Origin of the sequence: Streptomyces griseicoloratus (assembly GCF_014534645.1) — a bacterium.
In the GTDB taxonomy this organism is placed as follows: Bacteria; Actinomycetota; Actinomycetes; order Streptomycetales; family Streptomycetaceae; genus Streptomyces; species Streptomyces griseicoloratus.
The window spans coordinates 145,456-165,798 of the sequence record NZ_JACVQF010000234.1 but is presented as its reverse complement, the minus strand read 5'-3'; the positions used below and the strand labels follow the sequence as shown (position 1 = coordinate 165,798).

General features: G+C 73.0%; 20 protein-coding genes and 1 tRNA gene. 8 read left to right on the top strand and 13 right to left on the bottom strand.

The features are described 5' to 3' along the window. Positions 1-65: 65 nt before the first annotated feature. Both H0H10_RS35695 and H0H10_RS35690 read right to left on the bottom strand, forming a co-directional pair. Positions 66-1,526: an aldehyde dehydrogenase family protein gene (locus H0H10_RS35695; RefSeq protein WP_188185332.1), complete on the bottom strand. Its 1,461-nt coding sequence runs from the start codon at positions 1,524-1,526 to the stop codon at positions 66-68. A 64-nt stretch (positions 1,527-1,590) separates the two neighbouring features. Further along, entirely contained in the window at positions 1,591-2,427 is an 837-nt protein-coding gene (locus H0H10_RS35690; RefSeq protein WP_507227377.1) for a Sco1979 family transcriptional regulator, read from the bottom strand. A gap of 344 nt (positions 2,428-2,771) precedes the next feature. Here H0H10_RS35690 and H0H10_RS35685 point away from each other — a divergent pair, with 344 nt between their 5' ends. After that, a complete protein-coding gene (locus H0H10_RS35685) occupies positions 2,772-3,275 on the top strand; it encodes an ATP-binding protein (RefSeq protein ID WP_188185331.1) in 504 nt (167 codons plus the stop codon). A 94-nt stretch (positions 3,276-3,369) separates the two neighbouring features. Here H0H10_RS35685 and H0H10_RS35680 read toward each other — a convergent pair whose 3' ends face one another. The 5 genes from H0H10_RS35680 to rpmG form a co-directional block, all read right to left on the bottom strand. Further along, positions 3,370-3,639, bottom strand: a complete 270-nt coding sequence (locus H0H10_RS35680; RefSeq protein WP_188185330.1) for a DUF397 domain-containing protein — start codon at positions 3,637-3,639, stop codon at positions 3,370-3,372. 358 nt (positions 3,640-3,997) lie between these two features. Beyond that, positions 3,998-4,231 (bottom strand): 30S ribosomal protein S18, encoded by a 234-nt coding sequence (gene rpsR, locus H0H10_RS35675; protein WP_188185329.1) that lies wholly within the window; start codon positions 4,229-4,231, stop codon positions 3,998-4,000. A gap of 6 nt (positions 4,232-4,237) precedes the next feature. After that, entirely contained in the window at positions 4,238-5,386 is a 1,149-nt protein-coding gene (locus H0H10_RS35670) for a CobW family GTP-binding protein (protein WP_188185328.1), read from the bottom strand. Further along, positions 5,383-5,637, bottom strand: a complete 255-nt coding sequence (locus H0H10_RS35665; RefSeq protein ID WP_188185327.1) for a type B 50S ribosomal protein L31 — start codon at positions 5,635-5,637, stop codon at positions 5,383-5,385. The genes H0H10_RS35670 and H0H10_RS35665 overlap by 4 nt, the downstream gene beginning before the upstream one ends. An 8-nt stretch (positions 5,638-5,645) precedes the next feature. Next, complete coding sequence (gene rpmG / locus H0H10_RS35660; protein WP_033321692.1) at positions 5,646-5,810, bottom strand: 50S ribosomal protein L33; 165 nt, start codon at positions 5,808-5,810, stop codon at positions 5,646-5,648. Between the two features lie 62 nt (positions 5,811-5,872). Between rpmG and rpmB the strand changes: the two genes are divergently transcribed. From rpmB to H0H10_RS35640, 4 genes are all read left to right on the top strand, one after another. Next, a complete protein-coding gene (rpmB, locus tag H0H10_RS35655; RefSeq protein ID WP_188185326.1) occupies positions 5,873-6,109 on the top strand; it encodes a 50S ribosomal protein L28 in 237 nt (78 codons plus the stop codon). Then, positions 6,109-6,414, top strand: a complete 306-nt coding sequence (rpsN, locus tag H0H10_RS35650; protein WP_188185325.1) for a 30S ribosomal protein S14 — start codon at positions 6,109-6,111, stop codon at positions 6,412-6,414. The genes rpmB and rpsN overlap by 1 nt, the downstream gene beginning before the upstream one ends. Before the next feature lie 185 nt (positions 6,415-6,599). Beyond that, positions 6,600-7,091 (top strand): hypothetical protein, encoded by a 492-nt coding sequence (locus H0H10_RS35645; RefSeq protein WP_188185324.1) that lies wholly within the window; start codon positions 6,600-6,602, stop codon positions 7,089-7,091. 28 nt (positions 7,092-7,119) lie between these two features. After that, positions 7,120-7,650 (top strand): DUF4232 domain-containing protein, encoded by a 531-nt coding sequence (locus H0H10_RS35640; protein ID WP_188185323.1) that lies wholly within the window; start codon positions 7,120-7,122, stop codon positions 7,648-7,650. Between the two features lie 309 nt (positions 7,651-7,959). Here the strand turns inward: H0H10_RS35640 and H0H10_RS35635 are convergent, their stop codons facing one another. Continuing rightward, positions 7,960-9,078, bottom strand: coding sequence for a DUF2786 domain-containing protein (locus H0H10_RS35635; protein WP_188185322.1), 1,119 nt, complete (start codon positions 9,076-9,078; stop codon positions 7,960-7,962). Positions 9,079-9,164: 86 nt separating this feature from the next. On the opposite strand from H0H10_RS35635, the gene H0H10_RS35630 reads away from it, so the two are divergent. From H0H10_RS35630 to H0H10_RS35620, 3 genes are all read left to right on the top strand, one after another. Beyond that, the gene (locus tag H0H10_RS35630; protein ID WP_188185321.1) at positions 9,165-9,797 is read left to right on the top strand and encodes a LysE family translocator; all 633 of its coding nucleotides are present in this window, start codon (positions 9,165-9,167) and stop codon (positions 9,795-9,797) included. Positions 9,798-9,867: 70 nt separating this feature from the next. Further along, on the top strand, positions 9,868-10,641 hold the full coding sequence (locus H0H10_RS35625; protein WP_188185320.1) for a Clp protease N-terminal domain-containing protein: 774 nt from the start codon (positions 9,868-9,870) through the stop codon (positions 10,639-10,641). Positions 10,642-10,703: 62 nt separating this feature from the next. Then, entirely contained in the window at positions 10,704-12,395 is a 1,692-nt protein-coding gene (locus H0H10_RS35620) for a bifunctional 3'-5' exonuclease/DNA polymerase (RefSeq protein WP_188185319.1), read from the top strand. 6 nt (positions 12,396-12,401) lie between these two features. On the opposite strand, the gene H0H10_RS35615 is transcribed toward H0H10_RS35620, so the two are convergent. The 5 genes from H0H10_RS35615 to H0H10_RS35595 form a co-directional block, all read right to left on the bottom strand. After that, positions 12,402-15,839 carry an AfsR/SARP family transcriptional regulator gene (locus H0H10_RS35615; RefSeq protein WP_188185318.1) on the bottom strand — a complete coding sequence of 1,146 codons (3,438 nt, stop codon included), beginning with the start codon at positions 15,837-15,839 and terminating at the stop codon, positions 12,402-12,404. Between the two features lie 269 nt (positions 15,840-16,108). Continuing rightward, on the bottom strand, positions 16,109-17,023 hold the full coding sequence (locus H0H10_RS35610; RefSeq protein ID WP_188185317.1) for a glycosyltransferase family 2 protein: 915 nt from the start codon (positions 17,021-17,023) through the stop codon (positions 16,109-16,111). Positions 17,024-17,199: 176 nt separating this feature from the next. Further along, positions 17,200-17,276, bottom strand: a tRNA-Thr gene (locus H0H10_RS35605). Positions 17,277-17,384: 108 nt separating this feature from the next. Continuing rightward, a complete protein-coding gene (locus H0H10_RS35600; protein WP_188185316.1) occupies positions 17,385-18,977 on the bottom strand; it encodes an alpha/beta hydrolase in 1,593 nt (530 codons plus the stop codon). Between the two features lie 136 nt (positions 18,978-19,113). Continuing rightward, on the bottom strand, positions 19,114-20,319 hold the full coding sequence (locus H0H10_RS35595) for a DNA polymerase III subunit delta' (protein WP_188185315.1): 1,206 nt from the start codon (positions 20,317-20,319) through the stop codon (positions 19,114-19,116). Between the last annotated feature and the right edge of the window lie 24 nt (positions 20,320-20,343).

The window sequence follows — 20,343 nt, the reverse complement described above, 5'->3', positions numbered from 1 at the left end:
TACGGGCCCTTGCGGTCAGGTCCTGTCCGCAAGGGCCCGGCACGAGCGAGGAGATGCAGGGGGAACTAGAACGGGAACCCGCTGCGGCCGTGCTGGACGGAGATCCACTTCTGCGTGGTGAAGGCGTCCAGCATCGTCTCGCCGTTGAGGCGGCCGATGCCGGAGTGCTTCTCGCCGCCGAAGGGCACGATCGGCTCGTCGTGGACGGTGCCGTCGTTCACGTGGAACATGCCGGTGTCGATCCGCTTGGCGAACGCCACGCCCCGCTCCACGTCCGCCGTGTGCACGGCACCGCTCAGGCCGTACGGCGTGTCGTTGACCAGGCGTACGGCCTCCTCCTCGCCGTCGAAGGGGACGAGGAAGGCGACCGGGCCGAAGACCTCCTGGCGCAGCAGCGCGGAGTCGGCGGGGAGGCCTGTCAGCACCGAGGGCTCGACGAGGTTGTCCGTGGTCGTGCCGTGCACCAGGGCCGTCGCGCCCTCGGCGAGCGCCTGCTCGACGACGCCGGAGACGGCGTCCGCCTGGGAGGAGTTGATCACCGGGCCGATGACCGTCGACGGGTCGCGCGGGTCGCCGGCCTTGAGGGTCTTCACCTTGGCGACGAACTTCTCGGTGAACTCCTCGGCGATCGAACGGTCCACCAGGACGCGGTTGGCGGCCATGCAGACCTGCCCCTGGTGGACGTACCGGCTGAAGACCGCCGCGTCGACCGCGTAGTCGACGTCGGCGTCGTCGAGGACCACCAGGGCGCTGTTGCCGCCGAGTTCGAGGACCGAGCGCTTGAAGTTGGCGGCACAGACGGTGGCGACGTGGCGGCCCACCTTGTCGGAGCCGGTGAAGGAGATCACCTTCGGGACGGGGTGCTCGATGAAGGCGTCGCCGATCTCCGCGATGTCGGTGACCACGACGTTGAGCAGACCGCCCGGCAGGCCGGCGTCCTCGAAGATCTTCGCCACCAGCGTGCCGCCGACCACCGGCGTGTTCTGGTGCGGCTTGAGCACGACGCCGTTGCCGAGCGCGAGGGCCGGGGCGACCGACTTCAGGGAGAGGAGGAAGGGGAAGTTGAAGGGGCTGATGACGCCCACGACACCGACCGGGACGCGGTAGACGCGGTTCTCCTTGCCGTCGACCGGCGACGGGATGATCCGGCCCTCGGGGCGCAGCGCCAGGTGGACCGCCTCGCGCAGGAACTCCTTGGCGAGGTGCAGCTCGAAGGCGGCCTTCAGGTGGGTGCCGCCCAGCTCGGCGATGATCGCCTCGGTGATCTCCGCCTCGCGCTCCTCCACGAGCCGCAGGGTCTTCTCGAACACCGCGCGGCGGACGTACGGGTTGGTCGCCGCCCACTCCTTCTGGGCCCGGGCGGCGGCCCGGTACGCCGCGTCGACCTCGTCGACCGTGGCTATCGTGATCGAGGCCAGCTTCTCGTTGTCGTACGGGTTGAAGTCGATGATGTCCCAGGAACCGGTTCCCGGGCGCCACTCGCCGTCGATGTACTGCTGGGCGAGGTCGGTGAAGTACGACGACATGTGATCCCTCAATCCCCTAGCCGCCTTGGCGAGCCGTCTGATTGGGCGTCATCGTACTTGTGTTTCAGGAGAGTTGAAGGAGACCCCGCAGAAGATCGCGGCTCTCGTCCGGCCCCGGGCTGTCCTGCTGGAGTTCCTTCAGCGCCGCCTCGTACTGGGCGACGTCCTCGCTCTTGTCGAGGTACAGGGCACTGGTGAGCTGCTCCAGGTACACGACGTCCGACAGGTCGGACTCGGGGAAGCTGAGGATCGTGAACGCGCCACTCTCACCGGAGTGCCCGCCGAAGCTGAACGGCATGATCTGGAGCCGCACATTGGGGCGTTCGGACATCTCGATCAGGTGCTGCAGCTGTCCGCGCATCACCTCACGGTCCCCGTACGGGCGGCGCAGCGCGGCCTCGTCCAGGACGATGTGGAACTCCGGGGCGTTCTCGGCGACGAGGCACTTCTGGCGCTCCAGGCGCAGCGCCACCCGGCGCTCGACGTCCGCATCGCTCGCGCCCTTCATACCGCGCCGGACGACCGCGCGGGCGTAGTCCTCGGTCTGCAGCAGGCCGTGCACGAACTGCACCTCGTACACCCGGATCAGCGAGGCCGCACCCTCCAGGCCCACATAGGTGGGGAACCAGCTGGGCAGCACGTCGGAGTAACTGTGCCACCACCCCGCGACGTTGGCCTCCTTGGCCAGGGAGAGCAGGGAGGTGCGCTCCTGCTCGTCCGTGATGCCGTACAGCGTCAGCAGGTCCTCGACGTCCCGTGTCTTGAAGCTCACCCGGCCCAGCTCCATCCGGCTGATCTTCGATTCCGAGGCGCGGATCGAGTACCCCGCCGCCTCGCGCGTGATCCCCCGCGCCTCACGCAGTCGCCTGAGTTGTGATCCGAGCAGCATGCGCCGCACCACCGATCCGGGCTCTCCCGCGCTCACGTTCGCCAGCCTCCCCAACCGTCTTCAGGGGCCGAAGTCTGCCACTAAAACACTCCGAGCAGTACTCGCCCGGTTACGGAAACGGAATCGAGCCAAAGGAAACGCACAGCTTCACGCAGGCCCGGACCCCGAGGGTGCGCGGAGAAGGCAAGGAGAACACGCGAAGATGACGGAAAAATTGACCAACAAGCGGTACGGGCAGGTCCATTTCGGTCACGTGCACGTGCATCTGCCCTTGCATCTGCCGTACGCATCCGAAACCATGGTCCCGCACCACCGCGCCGCATCGCTACGACCGCGAATTCCCGGGAGTGCCTCGCATGGGGACGAATGGATCGACCATGCTCGAGCCGTTACGGCAGGGCCTTCCGCCACTCGACCCCGCGGCCGTGTCCAACGCCGCCTCCTGCGCCCTGCCGCCCCGGTTCGAAGCGGTGCGCGAGGCCCGGCGGTTCACGCGCAGAACGCTCGACGGGTGGGACACGGGCGACCGCTTCGACGACGTGTGCCTGGTGGTCTCCGAACTCGTCACCAACGCCCTGCGCCACGCCCTGCCGGCGAACACCCCGCGGACCGAGGAGCACCACAACGGGCCGGTGCGGCTGCACCTGATGCGCTGGACCGAGAGGCTGGTGTGCGCGGTGCGCGATCCCAGCCACGACAGCCCGGTGGCCCGCGAGACGGAGGACTTCTCGGCGGAGTCCGGCCGCGGCCTGTTCCTCGTCGACTCCTTCAGCGACAGCTGGGGCTGGCACCCGCTCGCCGGCACGCTGGGCGGCAAGGTGGTCTGGGCGCTGTTCCGGCTCCGGCAGCCCGCCGAGTGACGAACCGCGGCGCTTTCCCGCGCCGCGGTTCTACGCGTGTCACGGACGTGCCGGCCCGGATGCGGGCAGCCCACCGGTCAGCGCGCGCGGCGGGTCAGCTCGCTATCAGGTGGTCGAACTCGCCGTCCTTGACCCCGAGCAGCATCGCCTCGATCTCGGCGCGTGTGTAGACGAGCGCGGGGCCGTCGGGGAAGCGCGAGTTGCGCACGGCCACGTCCCCGCCGGGCAGCCGGGCGAACTCCACGCAGGAGCCCTGCGAGTTGCTGTGCCGGCTCTTCTGCCAGGCCACGTCGTGCAGCTGCGTGGCGGCGATGCCGTTGTACACGCCGGACGCGTCGTCAACGTCGTACACGTCGTGGTCCACAGGTCGCTCCCCGGTGGTGCACTGGCTGGTGTGGCCATTGATGCAGCGGTCAACTGATCCGGATCATAACCCCGTTCACGTGCAGATGCGCGAGCAAATGCACGTGCACGCGCGGTGGCCCTGCGATTACAGCTTTGACGCCCGCTTTACCGAAACCGCTGTCTTTATTGACGCCTGTTCGAATGAAGACGTTCCCGCATGTGCCCCGAGAACCGGCGAACATGCGTCGGCGAGCAGCAGAAAGGGCGGGGGCCCGCTCGAAGGAGCGGGCCCCTGGTGCCGGTGGTGCGGACGTGCCGCCCGGTGGCGGTCCGTCAGCGGCTGGAGTACGGGCGGTCTTCGGCCGGGGTGCGGACCGTCAGCGGCTGGAGTACGGCAGCAGCGCCATCTCCCGCGCGTTCTTGATCGCCTTGGCCAGCTGCCGCTGCTGCTGGGAGGTCACCCGGGTGACGCGGCGACTGCGGATCTTGCCGCGGTCGGAGATGAACTTCCGCAGGAGGTCGGTGTCCTTGTAGTCGATGTACGTCACCCCCGCCTGGTCCAGCGGATTGGGCCGGTGCTTGGCGGGCTTGCGGTCGCTCTTGCGGGGCATGGGCGGTCAGACCTCCAGGAGGGTGTCGAAGGCGGGCGGCAACCGCCGCCAGGCGTCGCGCCCGGCGGCGTACTCGGCGTCGGTCAGCAGGCAGGACTCCAGCAGCCACCGGAGCCCGTCGCAGTCGAGGCCGGGCGAGGTGAAGACGAGGTGCTGGCAGCGGTCGCCGTGCTCCGGGTGCCAGTCCAGCGCGGCGGCGGCCCGGCGCACCGGCGGCACCATCTCCCAGGCCGCGTCGGGGAGCGAGGCGAGCCACGGCCCCGCCCCCTCCACGCACAGGGCCCCGCCCGCGGCGTCCCAGTGCAGCAGCGTGTCGGGCCGGTCGGCGAGCCAGAACCGCCCCCGGCTGCGGGCGGCGGCACAGGTCAGGTCCTCCAGCGCCTCGTACAGCCGCTCCGGATGGAAGGGCCGGCGCCGGCGCCAGACGAGGGTGGCGACGCCGTGCGCGTCGGCCTCGGCCGGCAGCAGGGCGCACGCGGGGTGCTGGGCCGCCGCCGCGGCCTCCACGTCGAAGCCGGCGAGGGCGGCCTGCGTCAGGGGCGACCGGGTGCCCGCCGGGCCGCCGTGGCCGATCGGGACCCGGCGGGCCGTCGGATGGAGCTGGGCCAGCAGCTCGCGATCCTCGTCGTCGGCCTCCGGGGAGTCGGCGACGGCGAGGACGGGGGCGTACTCCAGCTGGCGCGCGAAGGTGTCGGCGACGGTGCGCCGGTCGGTGGCCGCGGCGGCGAGACCGCCCTCGGCGAGGTCGTCGCCGTTGCCGAGGTACGGCAGTACCAGCGCCGGGTCGACGGCGGTGATCACGCCCGTGACGGTGAAGCCGCCGGCCGTCACCACCTCCGCCATCGCCTTGGGCTCGACGGAGTCCCACAGTTCGACGACCGCGAGCGGGGTGCCGCCGGCCTGCGCGAGCCGTTGCAGCTCGGGGACCAGGTCCTCGCGCAGGGCGCAGCACGCGCAGTCGTTGACCAGCGGCGCCTCGCCGGCGGACAGGATGCCGGTGGCGTCCCGGACGGTCCGGACGACCGTGCCCGCTGTGGCCGTCGCCAGGTCGTGGTGGAGGACGACGCCACCGGGGACGTCGGCCAGCAGCCGCGCCACGGCCGCCCTGCGGGCGTCGGCGTGCAGCCCCCCGACGATCACCACCGGCAGACTCATGCCCCGCCCCGCTTTCCGTACCGGCGCTCGAAGCGCTCCACGCGTCCGGCGGTGTCCAGGACGCGGGCGGTGCCGGTGTAGAAGGGGTGGCTGACGTTCGAGATCTCGACGTCGACGACGGGGTAGGTGTTGCCGTCCTCCCACTCGATCGTCTTCTCGCTCGTCATGGTCGACCGGGTGAGGAAGGCGTGGTTCGCGGCGCGGTCGCGGAAGACGACCGGGCCGTACTCCGGGTGGATTCCCTTGCGCATGGCGGGGTTCAGCGCTCCTCTCGGAAGTCGACGTGACGGCCGACGACCGGGTCGTACTTGCGCAGGGTCAGCCGGTCCGGGTCGTTGCGGCGGTTCTTGCGGGTCACGTAGGTGAAGCCGGTCCCGGCGGTGGACCGGAGCTTGATGACCGGACGGAGTTCGTTGCGTGCCATGCTGCTATCTTACTGAAAATGAATTCCATTAACAGTCGAGGTTCGAGGAGAGGTACGTCACCGTGTCCGCCCACTGCATGCTGACCGGCGCCCAGCCCGGTTTCGGCAACCGCATCTCCCACTCCCACCGGCGGACCTCCCGCCGCTTCGACCCCAACATCCAGACCAAGCGCTACTGGCTGCCCAGCGAGGGCCGTCACGTCCGGCTGCGGCTGAGCGCGAAGGGGATCAGGACCGTCGACACGATCGGCATCGAGGCGGCCGTGGCACGCATCCGCGCCCGGGGAGTGAGGATCTGATGGCCAAGAAGAGCAAGATCGCGAAGAACGAGCGGCGGCGGGAGACCGTCGCGCGGTACGCCGCCCGGCGCGCCGAACTGAAGGAGGTCATCCGCCGGCCGTCCTCGACGGAGGCCGAACGGCTCGCCGCCCAGCGGGAGTTGCGTCGGCAGCCCCGGGACGCGAGCGCCACGCGCGTGCGCAACCGCGACCAGGTCGACGGGCGTCCGCGCGGCTATCTCCGCACCTTCGGCCTGTCGCGCGTCAACCTGCGGGAACAGGCACACGCCGGGAATCTGCCGGGAGTTCGCAAGGCGTCCTGGTAGCTTGCGGCTGTCTTGGGCCGACCCGGCCGTCCGGCAACAGCTTGGAGCTTCCGGTGACGTTGGTGACTGCGGAGAGTACGGCGAGTGGGGCGTGCACGACGTGTGCCGAGGGCACGCCGGACGCGTCGGGTGAGCCGGGCGGCCGGCGTCGGCCGCGCGGGGGCTCGCACCGGCGGGTCCGGGCCATGGCCCTGGCCGTGGGGCTGGCGGGGTCGCTGGCGCTGACCGCGTGCACCGACGGCGGCGGTTCCGACGACGGCTCCGGCGGCGGCTCCGGCGGGGCTGCGCCCTCGGCCGGCACGAGCGCCTCCGCGAGCGCGGAGACGGGCGGCGGCACCGGCGGGTCGCCGTCCGCCTCCTCCGACGGGATCGAGGGCAGCTGGCTGGCGACCACCGACGGCCATGCCGTGGCGCTGGTGGTCACCGGCGACGACGCCGCCCTCTTCGCGACCGGCGGGACCGTGTGCAGCGGCACCGCGGGCGAGGCGAACGGCACGCGGACGATCCGTTTGAAGTGCACCGACGGCAACGACGACCGGGCGGCCGGGACGGTCGAGTCGGTCGGCAGGACGTCGCTGAAGGTGAACTGGGAGGGCGGCCTCGGCGAGGAGACGTACACCAGGTCCCAGGGCGGGAAGCTGCCGCCGGGCCTGCCGACGGCCACGCTCGGGTCCTGATCCTCCCCGCTCCGACAGGAACTCCGCCATGCGCACCCTTCGGCCCGTCGCCGTCGCCGTCACCGCCGCTGTCGCCGCGGCCCTCGTCCTGACCGCCTGCGACGACGGGGGCGGTGACGCCGTCGACGACCGCGGCGGCGGCGCCTGCCGGATCGGCGCGGTGGACGTGCAGGTGGCGGCGAGCCCGGCACCGGCCGCCGGGGACACGGGCACCGTCGCCGTGACCCTCACCAACACCGGTTCGGCGTGCACGCTCGACGGCTTCCCCACCGTCACCCTCACCGCCGGCGGCACCTCGACGAAGGTGCTCCCGGACGAGGCCGCGACGGCCCAGCGGCTGACCCTGGACAGGGACACGGCCGCTTCCTTCACGCTCACCTACGTCCGCGGAGAGGCCGGCGCCGCGTCGAGCCTCCCCGTGCGATCGGCGGAGTTCGCCCTTCCCGGCGCCCGCGCGACGCACCGCTTCACCTGGTCGTACGGCGACGTGGCGGTGCAGGGCGACGGGGGCGGCGGACCGGACGCCACCGTGGGTGCGTTCCAGCGGGCGGGTGACTGAGAGGGGCGGGCGGCTGAGGGGCTGGGCGGCTGAGGGGCTGGGCGGCTGAGGGGCTGGGCGCCTGAGGGGCTGAGCGGCTGAACGGCGGCCGGAAGCCGGGAGTCGGGCACCGGCGGCAGCCCCGACGAGCCGCGTGGGCAATGCGGCCGGGCGCCGCCCGCCGACGCGCAGGCGAGCACTGCCGGGCGGGCGGCGCCCGGCACCCGCGGGGCAGGAGGCCGGCACGGGGTATCCGCCGCCGGAGGACTACGGCACGCCGCCGGAGGACTACGGCACGCCGCCGGAGGACTACGGCACGCCGCCGGAGGTCTACGGAAGCGGGCGGCGGCGGGTGACCTGGGCCTGGTCGGCCGCGCGGGTGCCCTCCGACCAGCCCGCCGCGTCGTCGACCCCCCGCAGGCGCGTCGTGGTCGTCTCCGGGAACATCCGCTCCAGGCGGTCGGTGACCGCGACCTCACGGGAGGCGAGGACCGGGAGGAGCTCCGCGTCCGCCGTCCCGGTCTCGGCGGTGGTCCGTTCGGTGACGGCCCGCAGGCGCGTGCCCGCGCGGTGCGCGTAGGCCGCCAGGAACGACTGGCGGAAGGTCTTGGTCCTCTTGCGTCCGCCCGCGCGCTGGGCGGCCTCCGCCTTCGTCATCGCGGCCTCGGCCTGCACCAGCAGCGACGTGTAGAGGAGTTCGACCGCTTCCAGGTCGGCCTCGAAGCCGACGACCGTGGAGAAGCCGAGAGGTTCGTTCCACACGGCCCGGCAGTGGTTGGCGTCGGCCACCGCGTCCAGCAGCACCGCCTTGGCCTGCTCGTACGGCGGCTCCACGCCGATCCGGCAGGCGCCCGGGGTGTCGGGCGAGGGCGCGTGGGCCGACAGCAGCGCCTCGTCGATGCTGTGCCGGGCCATCAGCTCCTGTGCCTTGGCACTGAGCGCCTCCGCCTCCTCCGGGTACCCGGTCGCCTCCGCCTTGGCGAGCAGGGCGCGGATGCGGGCGAGGGTGCGGGACCCGGCCCGGTGCTCCCGCCGGGGCTCGTCCAGCGGCTCCAGCGCGGGCAGGCGCAGCAGCAGCCGGTACAGCTCCAGCACGGCGGTGGCGTGCGAGAAGCGGTCGGTGCGCGGGGGCGGCCCGCCCGGCAGGTCGTCGAGCTGCGCGGCCCAGCGGGGGCCTCGCGCACGGTCCCGCGCGGCCTGGGCGCGGATCAGTTCCGCCGCCAGACGCAGGTGTACGTCGTCCAGCTCGCGCCGCACGATCCGTACGACGTCGGCGGGCTGCCAGCCGCGCCGCCAGGCCGTGGCCACGAACTCCTCGCCGCGCCGGGTCAGTTCGGCGTCGGCCGCCGGGTCGGCCGCGAGCAGGGACGCTCCCGTGTCGAGGCTCGCGTCGGTGCTGTCGTACAGGGCGGCCTCGAAGGCGCGGTCGACGGTGCTGGACGTACTCACCCGGCGATGGTGCCACGGTTCACCGGGCCGTCTCACTCCGTGGAATTCGGTCGATGCGGCGGGCCGCCGCGCCGAGCATGGCGCGCATGGTGGACATGACTCTCTACACGGCGTTTCTCGTCGCAGCCTTCGCGCTCTGCATCACTCCGGGCCCCGACATGATGTTCATCGTCGCGGTGGGCGGGCGGGGCGGACCGCGGGCGGGTGTGATGGCCGCGTTCGGGGTGGCCTGCGCGATGCTGGTGCACTCGGTCGCCGCCGCCCTCGGCCTGTCGGCGCTGTTCACGACGCTGCCGACGCTGTACCACGTGCTGCGCTGGGCGGGCGCGGCCTATCTGCTGTACCTGGCGGTGAAGGCGTTCCGGGACCGTTCGGTGCCGGGCGAGGAGAGCGCGGCGCCCGGCGGTGCGGGGATGCGGCGGGCCTTCTGGCAGGGCGCGATCACCAACCTGCTCAATCCCAAGGTGATCCTCTTCAACGTGGCGTTCCTGCCCCAGTTCGTCGATCCCTCCCTCGGCCACGTCCCCGGCCAGCTGCTGCTGCTCGGCGGCACGCTCGTGGTGATGGGGTTCCTGTGGGACGGCTGCGTCGGGCTGCTGTCCGGGCGGCTGGGGGGCCTGCTCCGGCGCAGCGCCCGGCTGAACCGCTGGCTGAACATCGCCTCCGGGACGGTCTTCACGGGCCTGGCGGTGCGGTTGCTGGCGGCTTCGCCGAAGTGAGCGTGCGGCCCGGAACATCAACTGTCAACCGATGGTTGACAGCCCCTGGAGCGCAACCTACGGTTGACACATGACGACGAATCCGAGCATCACGTCATCCGTACGTCTCGACGAACTCATCAACGCCATCAAGAAGGTGCACGCGGAGCCCCTCGAACAGCTCCAGGACGCCGTCATCGCCGGTGAGCACCTCGGCGAGGTGGCCGACCACCTCATCGGGCACTTCGTGGACCAGGCCCGCCGCTCCGGCGCCTCCTGGACGGACATCGGCAAGAGCATGGGCGTCACCCGGCAGGCGGCGCAGAAGCGCTTCGTGCCGAAGGAGTCGGCCGCGCTCGACCCGAACGAGGGCTTCAACCGCTACACGCCGCGTGCCCGCAACGTGGTGATGGCCGCGCACAACGAGGCCAAGGCCGCACACCACGCCGAGGGCCTGCCCGAACACCTCGTCCTCGGTCTGCTCGCCGAGCCGGACGGCCTCGCCGTCAAGGCGATCGCCGACCAGGGCGTCACCGTCGACGCGATCCGCGAGGCGGCGACCGCCGTGCTGCCGCCGGCCGTCGAGGACGCCCCCGACCTGGTGCCGTACGGCCCGGCGGCCAAGAAGGTCCTGGAGCTCACCTTCCGCGAGGCCCTCCGCCTCGGCCACAACTACATCGGCACCGAGCACATCCTGCTCGCCCTCCTGGAGCACGAGAACGGCGAGGGCGTCCTCAGCGGCCTCGGCATCACCAAGGCGAGGACCGAGGAGTGGATCACCAAGGTGCTCTCGCAGATCCAGTTCCAGCCCACGGGCGGCGAGCAGAGCGGGCAAGGCGAGCAGAGCGGGCAGGAGGAGGGCTGAGTCCCGTGTGACAGGGGGCGTTGTCAGAGGGCGTTGTCAGACCCCCCTGTCACACTCGCAGCATGGCCGACCGGTGGGCGCTCGCCGTGGCCGAGGACGGAGGCGTGGACGTCGCCCCCCTCGGCCCCGGCGGGCTGCCCGCCGGACCGGTTCGCCGGGAGCCCGACCTCGCCGGGGCGGTGCGTAGCCGGCCGGACGTCGCGCGCTGGGTGTGGCGGTCCACCGCCGAGGTCTATCCGCGCCTGCTCGCCGCGGGGGTGCGAGTGGAGCGGTGCTACGACGTGGAGGACGCCGAGACCCTGCTGCTCGGCCACGAGGGCCGTTCCGGCGAACCCCGGTCGGCCGCCGCCGCCCTGGCCCGGTTGCGCGGCGGTCCCGTACCGCCCGATCCGCCCCAGCGCTCCGCCGAGCCGGGCGCGCAGTCCCCGCTGTTCGAACCACAGGGCGTCCACGTGCCCCTGGCGGACCTCCTCGCCGTCTACGCCGAACAGCAGCGCCGTCACGACCGGGCCGCCCACCCCGACCGGATGCGGCTGCTGACGGCGGCCGAGTCGGCGGGGATGCTGGTGGCCGCCGAGATGAACCGCGCGGGACTGCCCTGGCGGGCCGACGTGCACCGCGAGGTCCTGCACGACCTGCTCGGCGAGCGGTACGCGGGCGGGGGCGAACCGCGCCGCCTCGCCGAGCTGGCGGACGAGGTGTCCGCGGCGTTCGGGCGCCGGGTGCGGCCCGACCTGCCGGCGGACGTCGTCAAGGCGTTCGCGCAGGCCGGGATCAAGGTCTCCTCCACGCGCCGCTGGGAGATCGAGTCCGTCGACCATCCGGCCGTAAAACCCCTCATCGAGTACAAGAGGCTGTACCGGATCTGGGTCGCCCACGGCTGGTCCTGGCTGCAGGACTGGGTGCGCGACGGACGCTTCCGCCCCGAGTTCCTGGCCGGCGGCACCGTCACCGGGCGGTGGGTGACCAACGGCGGAGGGGCACTGCAGATCCCCAAGGTGATCCGGCGGGCCGTCGTCGCCGACCCGGGCTGGCGGCTGGTCGTCGCCGACGCCGACCAGATGGAGCCCCGGGTACTGGCGGCGATCTCCCGCGACCCCGGGCTGATGGAGGTGGCCGGCCGGGAGACCGACCTGTACCAGTCGGTGTCCGACCGGGCCTTCTCCGGCGACCGCGCACAGGCCAAACTCGCCGTACTCGGCGCGGTCTACGGCCAGACCTCCGGCGACGGCCTGAAGAACCTCGCCGCGCTCCGGCGCCGCTTCCCCCAGGCCGTGGCGTACGTCGACGACGCGGCCCGCGCCGGCGAGGAGGGCCGGCTGGTGCGGACCTGGCTGGGGCGGACCTGCCCGCCGGCGGCCGGAGCACGCGACGACGCCGGCGAAGAGGCGGGAATCCCCCAGGACGAGCCGGCGCAGACCCCCGGCCCGCAGGAGTGGGTGCCCGGGTACGCGTCCACCAACGCCCGTGCCCGCGGCCGCTTCGCCCGCAACTTCGTCGTCCAGGGCAGCGCCGCCGACTGGGCCCTGCTGCTGCTCGCCGCGCTGCGCCGGTCCTGTGCGGACATGGCGGCCGAGCTGGTCTTCTTCCAGCACGACGAGGTGATCGTGCACTGTCCCGAGGAGGAGGCCGAGGCGGTCGTCGCCGCCATCCGGGACGCGGCGGACCTGGCGGGGCGGCTGACGTTCGGCCCGACACCGGTCCGCTTTCCGTTCACGACGGCGGTGGTGGAGTGCTACGCGGACGCCAAGTGACCGGCGTCAGCCGGCGTCGGCGGCGGCCAGCAGCTCCCGCAGCTGAGCCACCACCGCCTTCGCGTCCGTGCCGTCCAGGGCGGCCAGGGCCGCCCGCCACTGCTCGTACGCCTCCCGGTCGAGGCCGCGTTCCCGCAGCAGGAGCCCGCGCTGGTGGCGGGCGAGGCCCCCGGTGTAGCAGTCGGCGCGGGCGTCGGCGCGCCTCAGCAGTTCCGCGCACTCGCGGTCGGCGCGTTCGGTGCGGCCGAGCAGGCGCAGGGCGCGGACGAGACCGAGCCGGGTCTGCGATTCGCCGTGCCAGTCGCCGTGGCCGCCCAGAATGCGCAGGCTCTCCTCGAAGTGCTCCGCCGCCGCGGCCGGTTCGCCGAGGGTCAGGTGGGCGTAGCCGATGTTGCAGTGCGCGGAATGCTGCACGATCACGTTCCCGATCTCGTCGCCGATGGCGAGCGAACGCCGGTGCTGCTCGATGGCGGCCCGTGCATCGGTGTGCTCGTAGAGGTTGCCGAGGTGGCTGCGGGTGATCGCCTCGCCATGGGGGTCGTTGAGCCGCCGCGAGTACTCGAGGCTCTGGCGCAGCGCCTGGTCCGACTCCTCGTAGCGGCCCAGCACTTCCAGGAGCAGGCCGCGGTTGTTGAGGCAGCGGCGGATGCGGGAGTCCGTGACGAGCCGTCGCCAGAGCGCCAGCGACCGGTCGTTGAGGGCGAGGGCGTCGCTGTGCCGGCCCGTGAGGAAGTGCAGGCCCGCGAGGTCGCCCAGGGCGTAGGCCTCGGCTGCCTTGTCGCCCAGGCGCCGGGCGAGGCCGAGGGCGGCCCGGCCGAGCACCTCCATCTCGGCGACCCGGCCGCTGCGCTGCACGTACGGGAAGAGCATGCGGACGAGAACGGCGAGGTCACGGGTCCCCCGGTCGTCGGGCCGTGCTCCGTGGCGCCGGCCCCCGTCGCGAACGCCCGCGCTGCCGGCCCCGCCGCCGTCCTCACCGTCGTCCTCACCGTCGACGCCGCCGTACCGCTCGACGAGCGCGACGACGTTCGCCAGCTCCAGGTCGCCCCAGGCGAAGGCGTCCTCGGGGCAGGCGAAGGCCGGGACGGAGGCGACCTCCGCCGCGTGCCCGGCCGGCTGCGCCGCGGTGGGGCGGCGACGGTCGTCCTGGTCGATGCCGGGTTCGACGATCGCAGTGAGGACGCGTTCGGCGACGGCGGCGTACCAGCGCAGGGCGGCGCCGACGGCGGCGGTGCCGTCGGCGGGCCGCGCGACCTCCCGGGCGAACTCGCGCACCAGGTCGTGGGGTGCGTAGCGGCCGTAGGAGGTCTCCTCCAGCAGGGCCACGTCGACGAGGCGGTCGAGCGCGGTCCCGGCGCGGTGCTCGTCGGCGCCGAGGAGACGGGCCATCAGCGGCACGCCGTACGCCGGCAGGTCCAGGGCGCCGATGCGGCGCAGCGCCTCGGCCGCGTCCCGGTCGGCCTCGCGGTCGGAGGCGGCGAGGGCGTCGTGCGCCACGGCCAGGGAACGGCGCACGCTGAGGTCGTCGTACTCCAGATGGTTCAGCCTGCCCTCCGTGGCGGTCAGTTGTCCGGCGAGCACGTCCGGGGTCAGGGCGCGGCGGGCGGCGAGCCGGGCGGCCACGACGCGCAGGGCGAGCGGGAGGCGGCCGGTGAGTTCGACGAGGGGGTGGCCGGCGCCCAGTCCGCCGAGGCCGTCCCGGCCGTCACGTCCTTCCCGGCCCTCGCGCCCGGAGGCCGCGCGCAGCAGGGCCGCGCTCTCCTCGCCGGACAGCGGCGCGAGCGGGAAGCGACGAGCCCCGTCCAGCGCGGTGAGCGGCGAACGGCTGGTGACGATCACCGCGCAGCCGGGGCCCGCCGGCAGCAGCGGACGCACCTGCGCTGCGCTCTCGGCGTCGTCCAGCACCAGGAGCGTGCGCGTCGGCGCCAGCAGCGAGCGCAGCAACGCGGAGGCGGCGTCGGGACGTTCGGGGATGGTCCGTGGATCGGCCCCGAGGTCGCGGAGCAGCGCGGTGAGTGCCTGAGCGGGGGTCAGGGGGGCCATGCCGGGGGTGGCGCCGTGGAGGTTGACGTACAACTGCCCATCGGTGAAACGTTCCTTCAGCCGATGGGCGACATGCAGCGCGAGCGCACTCTTGCCGACGCCGGCCATACCGCTGATGACCGTGACGCGTGGGTGCGGCCCGGGGGCGAGCGCCCGGAGCAGTTCGTCGCGCAGGGCAGCGCGGCCGGTGAAGTGCGCGGGCGGGGGCGGGAGCTGTGCGGGGCGGGGGGCCGGGGGGACGGGGGGCGCGGCGGGGGCGGAGTCGGGGACTGATGCGGAAGCGGGGTCCGGGGCGGAGGCGTCGGCTGGGCGCGTGGCCGCCGAGTCTCCGGGCGGGTCGGCGTCGTACGGGGCGGAGCCGCCCGAAGCACAACCACCCGAGCCGGAGCGGCCCGCAACGAAACCATCCGAAGGAGAACCGCCCGAAGCAGAACCGCCCGAGCCAGAGCCGAACGAGCCGGAACCGCCCGCCACGCAACCGTCCGAAGCAGAACCATCCGCGACGGAACCACCCGGACAACCCCCGCGCGGGTGACCGGAACCGCCCGCGGCGGCGCACCCGCACCCGGCAGGCCCCGGTCCCGCACCCGCCGTGGCCTCTGGAGCCTCCGGAACCGCCGTGGTCCCCGGGACCGGCGTCGCCTCGCGCAGCACCTCCACGTGAGCGATCCGCACCGCGGGACCCGGCTCGATGCCGAGATCCTCGACGAGGCGGGCGCGCAGATCGCGATGGACGGCCAGCGCCTCGGCCCGGCGGCCGGTCCGGTGCAGGGCCAGCATCAGCTGACGGTGGTACGCCTCCCGCAGCGGATACTCGGCCGCGAGCGCCGCCAACTCCGGTACGAGGGACTCCAGTCGGTCGCCGCCAAGAGCCAGCTCGGCGTCGTACCGCCACTCCAGGAGCAGCAGCCGCGTCTCCCTCAGGCGCTGCGCGAACGCGTACCCGCCCACCTCGGCCGGCAAGCCGGCGAGCGGTGCGCCGCGCCACAGTGCCAGCGCGGCCGTGACCGCGCGGACGACCCGCGCCGGGTCACCCTCCGCCTGCGCGGCCCGCGCCTCGGCCGCGTGGGCCTCGAAGGCGTGCACGTCCAACTCGCCCTCGTCGACCCGCAGGAGGTACCCGGAGGGAACGGTCCGCAACCGGCCGGGTTCGTCGAGCAGCCGCCGCAGCCGGGTCACGTGGTTGTGCAGCGACGCCTGCGCGGACAGCGGCGGAGCGCCACCCCACAGTGCCTCCTTGAGCGACTCGATGGACACGGCCCGCCCCGCCTCCAGCAGCAGCGCGGCCAGAAGAACCCTTGTCTTGGGGCCGGGCATGTGCCCGCCGTGGCCGTCGGCGTCACCCCGGGCGTCGTAGACGACCGGCGGTCCCAGCAGTCCGAACCGCAGCCGGTACCGCATCACACCGCTCCACAGCCTTCCTCTCGGCGGTTCTCCGCCGGTTCGCCACGACGGCCCCCTGGGCCGCGAATCGTTGGCCATATGTTAGCGATTCGTTGGCAAGGCCTGATGTGATCACATCATCGGATCTGGCCCGGGGGTGCGCGCGTAAGACGCGTTGCTCGGGGGAGTGTCGCTGCCGTGGCCGGATCCGGGGACGCACGAGGGCCCCGGTCGGCGGAGGTGAACGACCGGGGCCCTCGTCCTGTCCGCCCCGGCCGCCGCGCCCGTCAGATGACGGGTGGCCGTCCCAGTCGCGTGAGCCGCCACACCGTGCGCCAGCGCATGGGCCGCCGCTCGCCCGCCGGTTCCCGCATCCCTTCCACGAACCCGCCGAACCAGGCCCGCAGCCCGCCGAGCGACCGGTTCCGGGCCAGGGTGAGCAGCACCCACACGCCGAGGTGGACGGGGATGAGCAGCAGCGGCAGCCTGCGCCGGGCGAGCCAGACCCGGTTGCGCGCGTTGACCCGGAAGTAGATGGCGTGCCGGGCGGGCGACGTCTTCGGGTGCTGGAGCAGCAGTTCGGGGGCGTACAGGATCCGCCAGCCCGCGTCGGCCGCGCGCCAGGCCAGATCGGTCTCCTCGTGCGCGAAGAAGAACCGGGCCGGCCAGTCGCCGATCTCGTCGAGCATGGCCGACCGGAACGCGTGCCCTCCGCCGAGGAACCCGGTGACGTATCCGCCTCGCATCGGGTCCGAGGAGCCGACCCGGGGCACGTGCCGCTGCTGGGTCTCGCCGTTCTCGTCGGCGATCCGGAAGCCGACGATGCCGAGCCGGTCGTCGGCGGCGAACAGGTCCCGGACCCGGCGCAGCACGTCGGCGTCGACGAGCAGCCCGTCGTCGTCCAGCTCCACGACGACGTCCACGTCGCCGAACTCCCGCAGCCGGGCGAGGGCCACGTTCCGTCCGCCGGGGCAGCCGAGGTTCTCGTCGAGCTCGATCGGCGTGACCTCGCCGGGCAGCGACAGGCGCTCGGCGAACTCGGGCAGCGGGCAGCCGTTGCCGACGATCACGATCCGCGCGGGCGGCACGTCCTGCTTGGCCACGGATTCCAGCAGGGCGTCGACCTCGGCGGGCCGGTTGCCCATGGTCACCACGGCCACGGCGATCCTCGGCCCCCCGCCGGCCACGACGGCCTCCCCCATGCCCTCACCCTCTTCCGCCCGACGACAGCTATGACGTTCGCGCGATGCTAACCGTTCACAGCACGGACGCGTGGCATACGCGTTCCGGCCACCGAGCCGAACTGCCGACCGCCCCCGCCGGCACGAAGCCGACACAAAAAAGGCCAGGTCACCATCGAGGTGACCTGGCCTTCCACTGGAGCCGCCTTCGGGATTCGAACCCGAGACCTACGCATTACGAGTGCGTTGCTCTGGCCATCTGAGCTAAGGCGGCGCGCCGTCCGCACCATGGTGCGATCAGCAACGTCCGTAAGTCTACACAGTTTCCGGGGGTGCTTCGCACGCGCCCCGGAGGCCGGGCCTCCGGGGCGGGCGGAAGCGGCTACGAGCAGCGCTTTCCGTCCTTCGGCGCGGTGCCGCGCAGGAGGTAGGCGTTGATCGTGGAGTCGATGCAGCTGCTGCCGCGGCCGAAGGCCGTGTGGCCGTCGCCGTCGTAGGTGAGCAGGCGGCCGGAGGACAGCTGGCCGGCCAGGGCCTGGGCCCAGCGGTACGGGGTGGCCGGGTCACGCGTGGTGCCGACCACGACGATCGGGGACGCGCCGGCGGCCTCGATGCGGTGCGGCTCGCCCTTGGGCTCCACCGGCCAGTACGCGCAGTTCAGGGAGGACCAGGCGAGGCCCTCACCGAAGACGGGGGACGCCTTCTCGAAGTCGGGGAGCACGGCCCGCACGCCGTCCGGGGAGGAGAAGGCCGGGGGGAGGTCGAGGCAGTTCACGGCGGCGTTGGCGAACATGAGGTTGCTGTAGTCGCCGTCGGGCTCGCGCTCGTAGTAGCTGTCGGCCAGGGCCAGCAGCCCGGCGCCGTTGTTCGCCTTCATCGCCGACGCCAGCGCCTCGCGCAGCTGCGGCCAGGCGGCCTCGTCGTACATCGCCGCGATCACGCCGGTGGTGGCCAGGGACTCGGTGAGCCGGCGGCCGGCGGCGTCGCCCGTGGGGGCCGGTTCGGCGTCCAGCTTCTCGAAGAACGCCTTCAGGTTCTTGCCGACCTGGTCGGGGGACGTGCCCGGGCCGCCGAGCGGGCAGCCGGGCTGCCGTACGCAGTCCTTCGCGAACGACTGGAACGCCGTCTCGAAGCCCGCGGTCTGCTCCAGGTTCAGCCGGAGGGCCGGCAGCGAGGGGTCCATCGCGCCGTCCAGCACCAGCCGGCCCGCCCGGCGCGGGAAGAGCCCCGCGTACGTCGCGCCGAGGAACGTGCCGTACGAGGCTCCGACGTAGTTCAGCTTCTCGTCGCCCAGCACGGACCGCAGGACGTCCATGTCCCGGGCCGCCTCGACGGTCGACACATGGCGCAGCAGCGTCGGCGCGTCCGAGCCGCAGCCCTCGGCGAACTTCTTGTAGGCGTCGACGAGTTCTCCCGTCTCGCGCTCGTCGTCCGGGGTGACGTCCGTCTGCGTGTACGCGTCCATCTCCCGCCCGTCGAGGCACTCCACGGGCTCGCTGCGGGCCACGCCCCGCGGGTCGACCGCCACCAGGTCGTACCGGGCGCGGACCTCCTCGGGGTAGGCGATCCCCGCGTAACTCTGGAGGTAGTCGATCGCCGAGCCGCCCGGTCCGCCCGGGTTCACCAGCAGCGAACCCAGCCGCTCACCGGGGCCGGTGGCCTTCTTGCGGGCCACGGCGAGCCGGATGTCCCCGCCGGCCGGCTTCGCGTAGTCGAGCGGCGCCTTCATCGTGGCGCACTGGAAGCCGGGGACCCCGCAGTCGCGCCAGTTCAGCTTCTGCCCGTAGTACGACGCCAGCGCGGGCGGGGTCGCCTGCGGCAGCGCGGCCAGCGGCGGCGCCTCCGTCGGCCCGCCGGCGTCCGCCGCCGGGCTGGCGGACATCGCACCCCCGGACGAGCAGGCGGTGGCGAGCAGCGCGGCGGCCATGACGATGGCTGCGGTACGGGTCCTGCGATGAGTGCGCCTTGTGTACATTCTGTGAGCGTAACTCTCCGCATTGGATCACGCGCTCTGCGTGGCCCATGTGCCTCATACGAGTTATGCCGTCAACCGCGTCCGGAGTCCTTCGTCGGGAGTCCTTCGTCGGGGTCCTTCGCCCGGAGCCCTTCGTTCACCCCGCTCTCAGGGCCATCGTCATCGCCTCGACGGCGAGCAGCGGGGCCACATTGCGGTCGAGGGCGTCACGGCAGGCGGCGATCGCCTCGATACGGCGGAGGGTGGACTCCGGGGAGCTGCCGCGGGCAAGGCGCTCCAGGGCGTCCTCGGAGTCGGCGTTGGCGATCGCCACGCGGGAGCCCAGCTGGAGGGCGAGGACGTCGCGGTAGAAGCCGGTGAGGTCGGTCAGGGCGAGGTCCAGGCTGTCGCGCTGCGTGCGTGTTCTGCGGCGCTTCTGCATCTTCTCCAGGTCGTTCATGACGCCCGCCGTGCCGCGTGGCAGGCGGCCGCCCTGGGCCGCGCCCAGTGCCGCCTTCAGCTCCTCGGTCTCCTTGGCGTCCATCTCCTCGGCGAGCTGCTTGGCGTCCTCCGACGCCGCGTCGACCAGTTCCTGGGCCGCCTTGAGCGCGCCGCCGACGTCCTCGATCCGCAGCGGCAGCTTCAGCACGGCCGCCCGGCGGTCGCGGGCGGCCGGGTCGGTGGCCAGCCGGCGGGCCCGGTCGACGTGGCCCTGGGTGGCCCGGGCCACCGCCGCGGCGACGTCCGGCTCGATCCCCTCGCGGCGTACGAGCATGTCGGCGACGGCGTCGACCGAGGGCGTGCGCAGGTTCAGGTGGCGGCAGCGGGAGCGGATCGTGGGCAGCACGTCCTCGATGGAGGGGGCGCACAGCAGCCAGACCGTGCGGGGGGCCGGTTCCTCCACCGCCTTGAGGACGGCGTTGGCGGATCTCTCGTTCAGCCGCTCGGCGTCCTCGACGAGGATGATCTGCCAGCGGCCGCTCGCGGGCGAGGTGAACGACTTTCGGACGGTGTCGCGCATGTCCTCGGCGAGGATCTGCGTGCCGACGGCGGCGACCGTGCTGACGTCCGCGTGGGTGCCGACGAGGGCCGTGTGGCAGCCGTCGCAGAAGCCGCAGCCGGGGGCGGCTCCGAGGGCTCGGTCGGGGCTCACGCACTGCAGCGCGGCGGCGAAGGCCCGGGCCGTCTGCGTCACCCCCGCGCCGGGCGGCCCGGTGAACAGCCAGGCGTGCGTCATCTTCGACGCCTCCGGCAGAGGGCCGTCGGCCGCGGCGGCGGTGACGAAGGCGTCGGCGTCCCGGGCCGCGGCGGCGAGCTGCTCGCTCACCTTCTCCTGCCCGACGAGGTCGTCCCACACGGTCATGGGTCACGCCGTCCTTCCGTCACG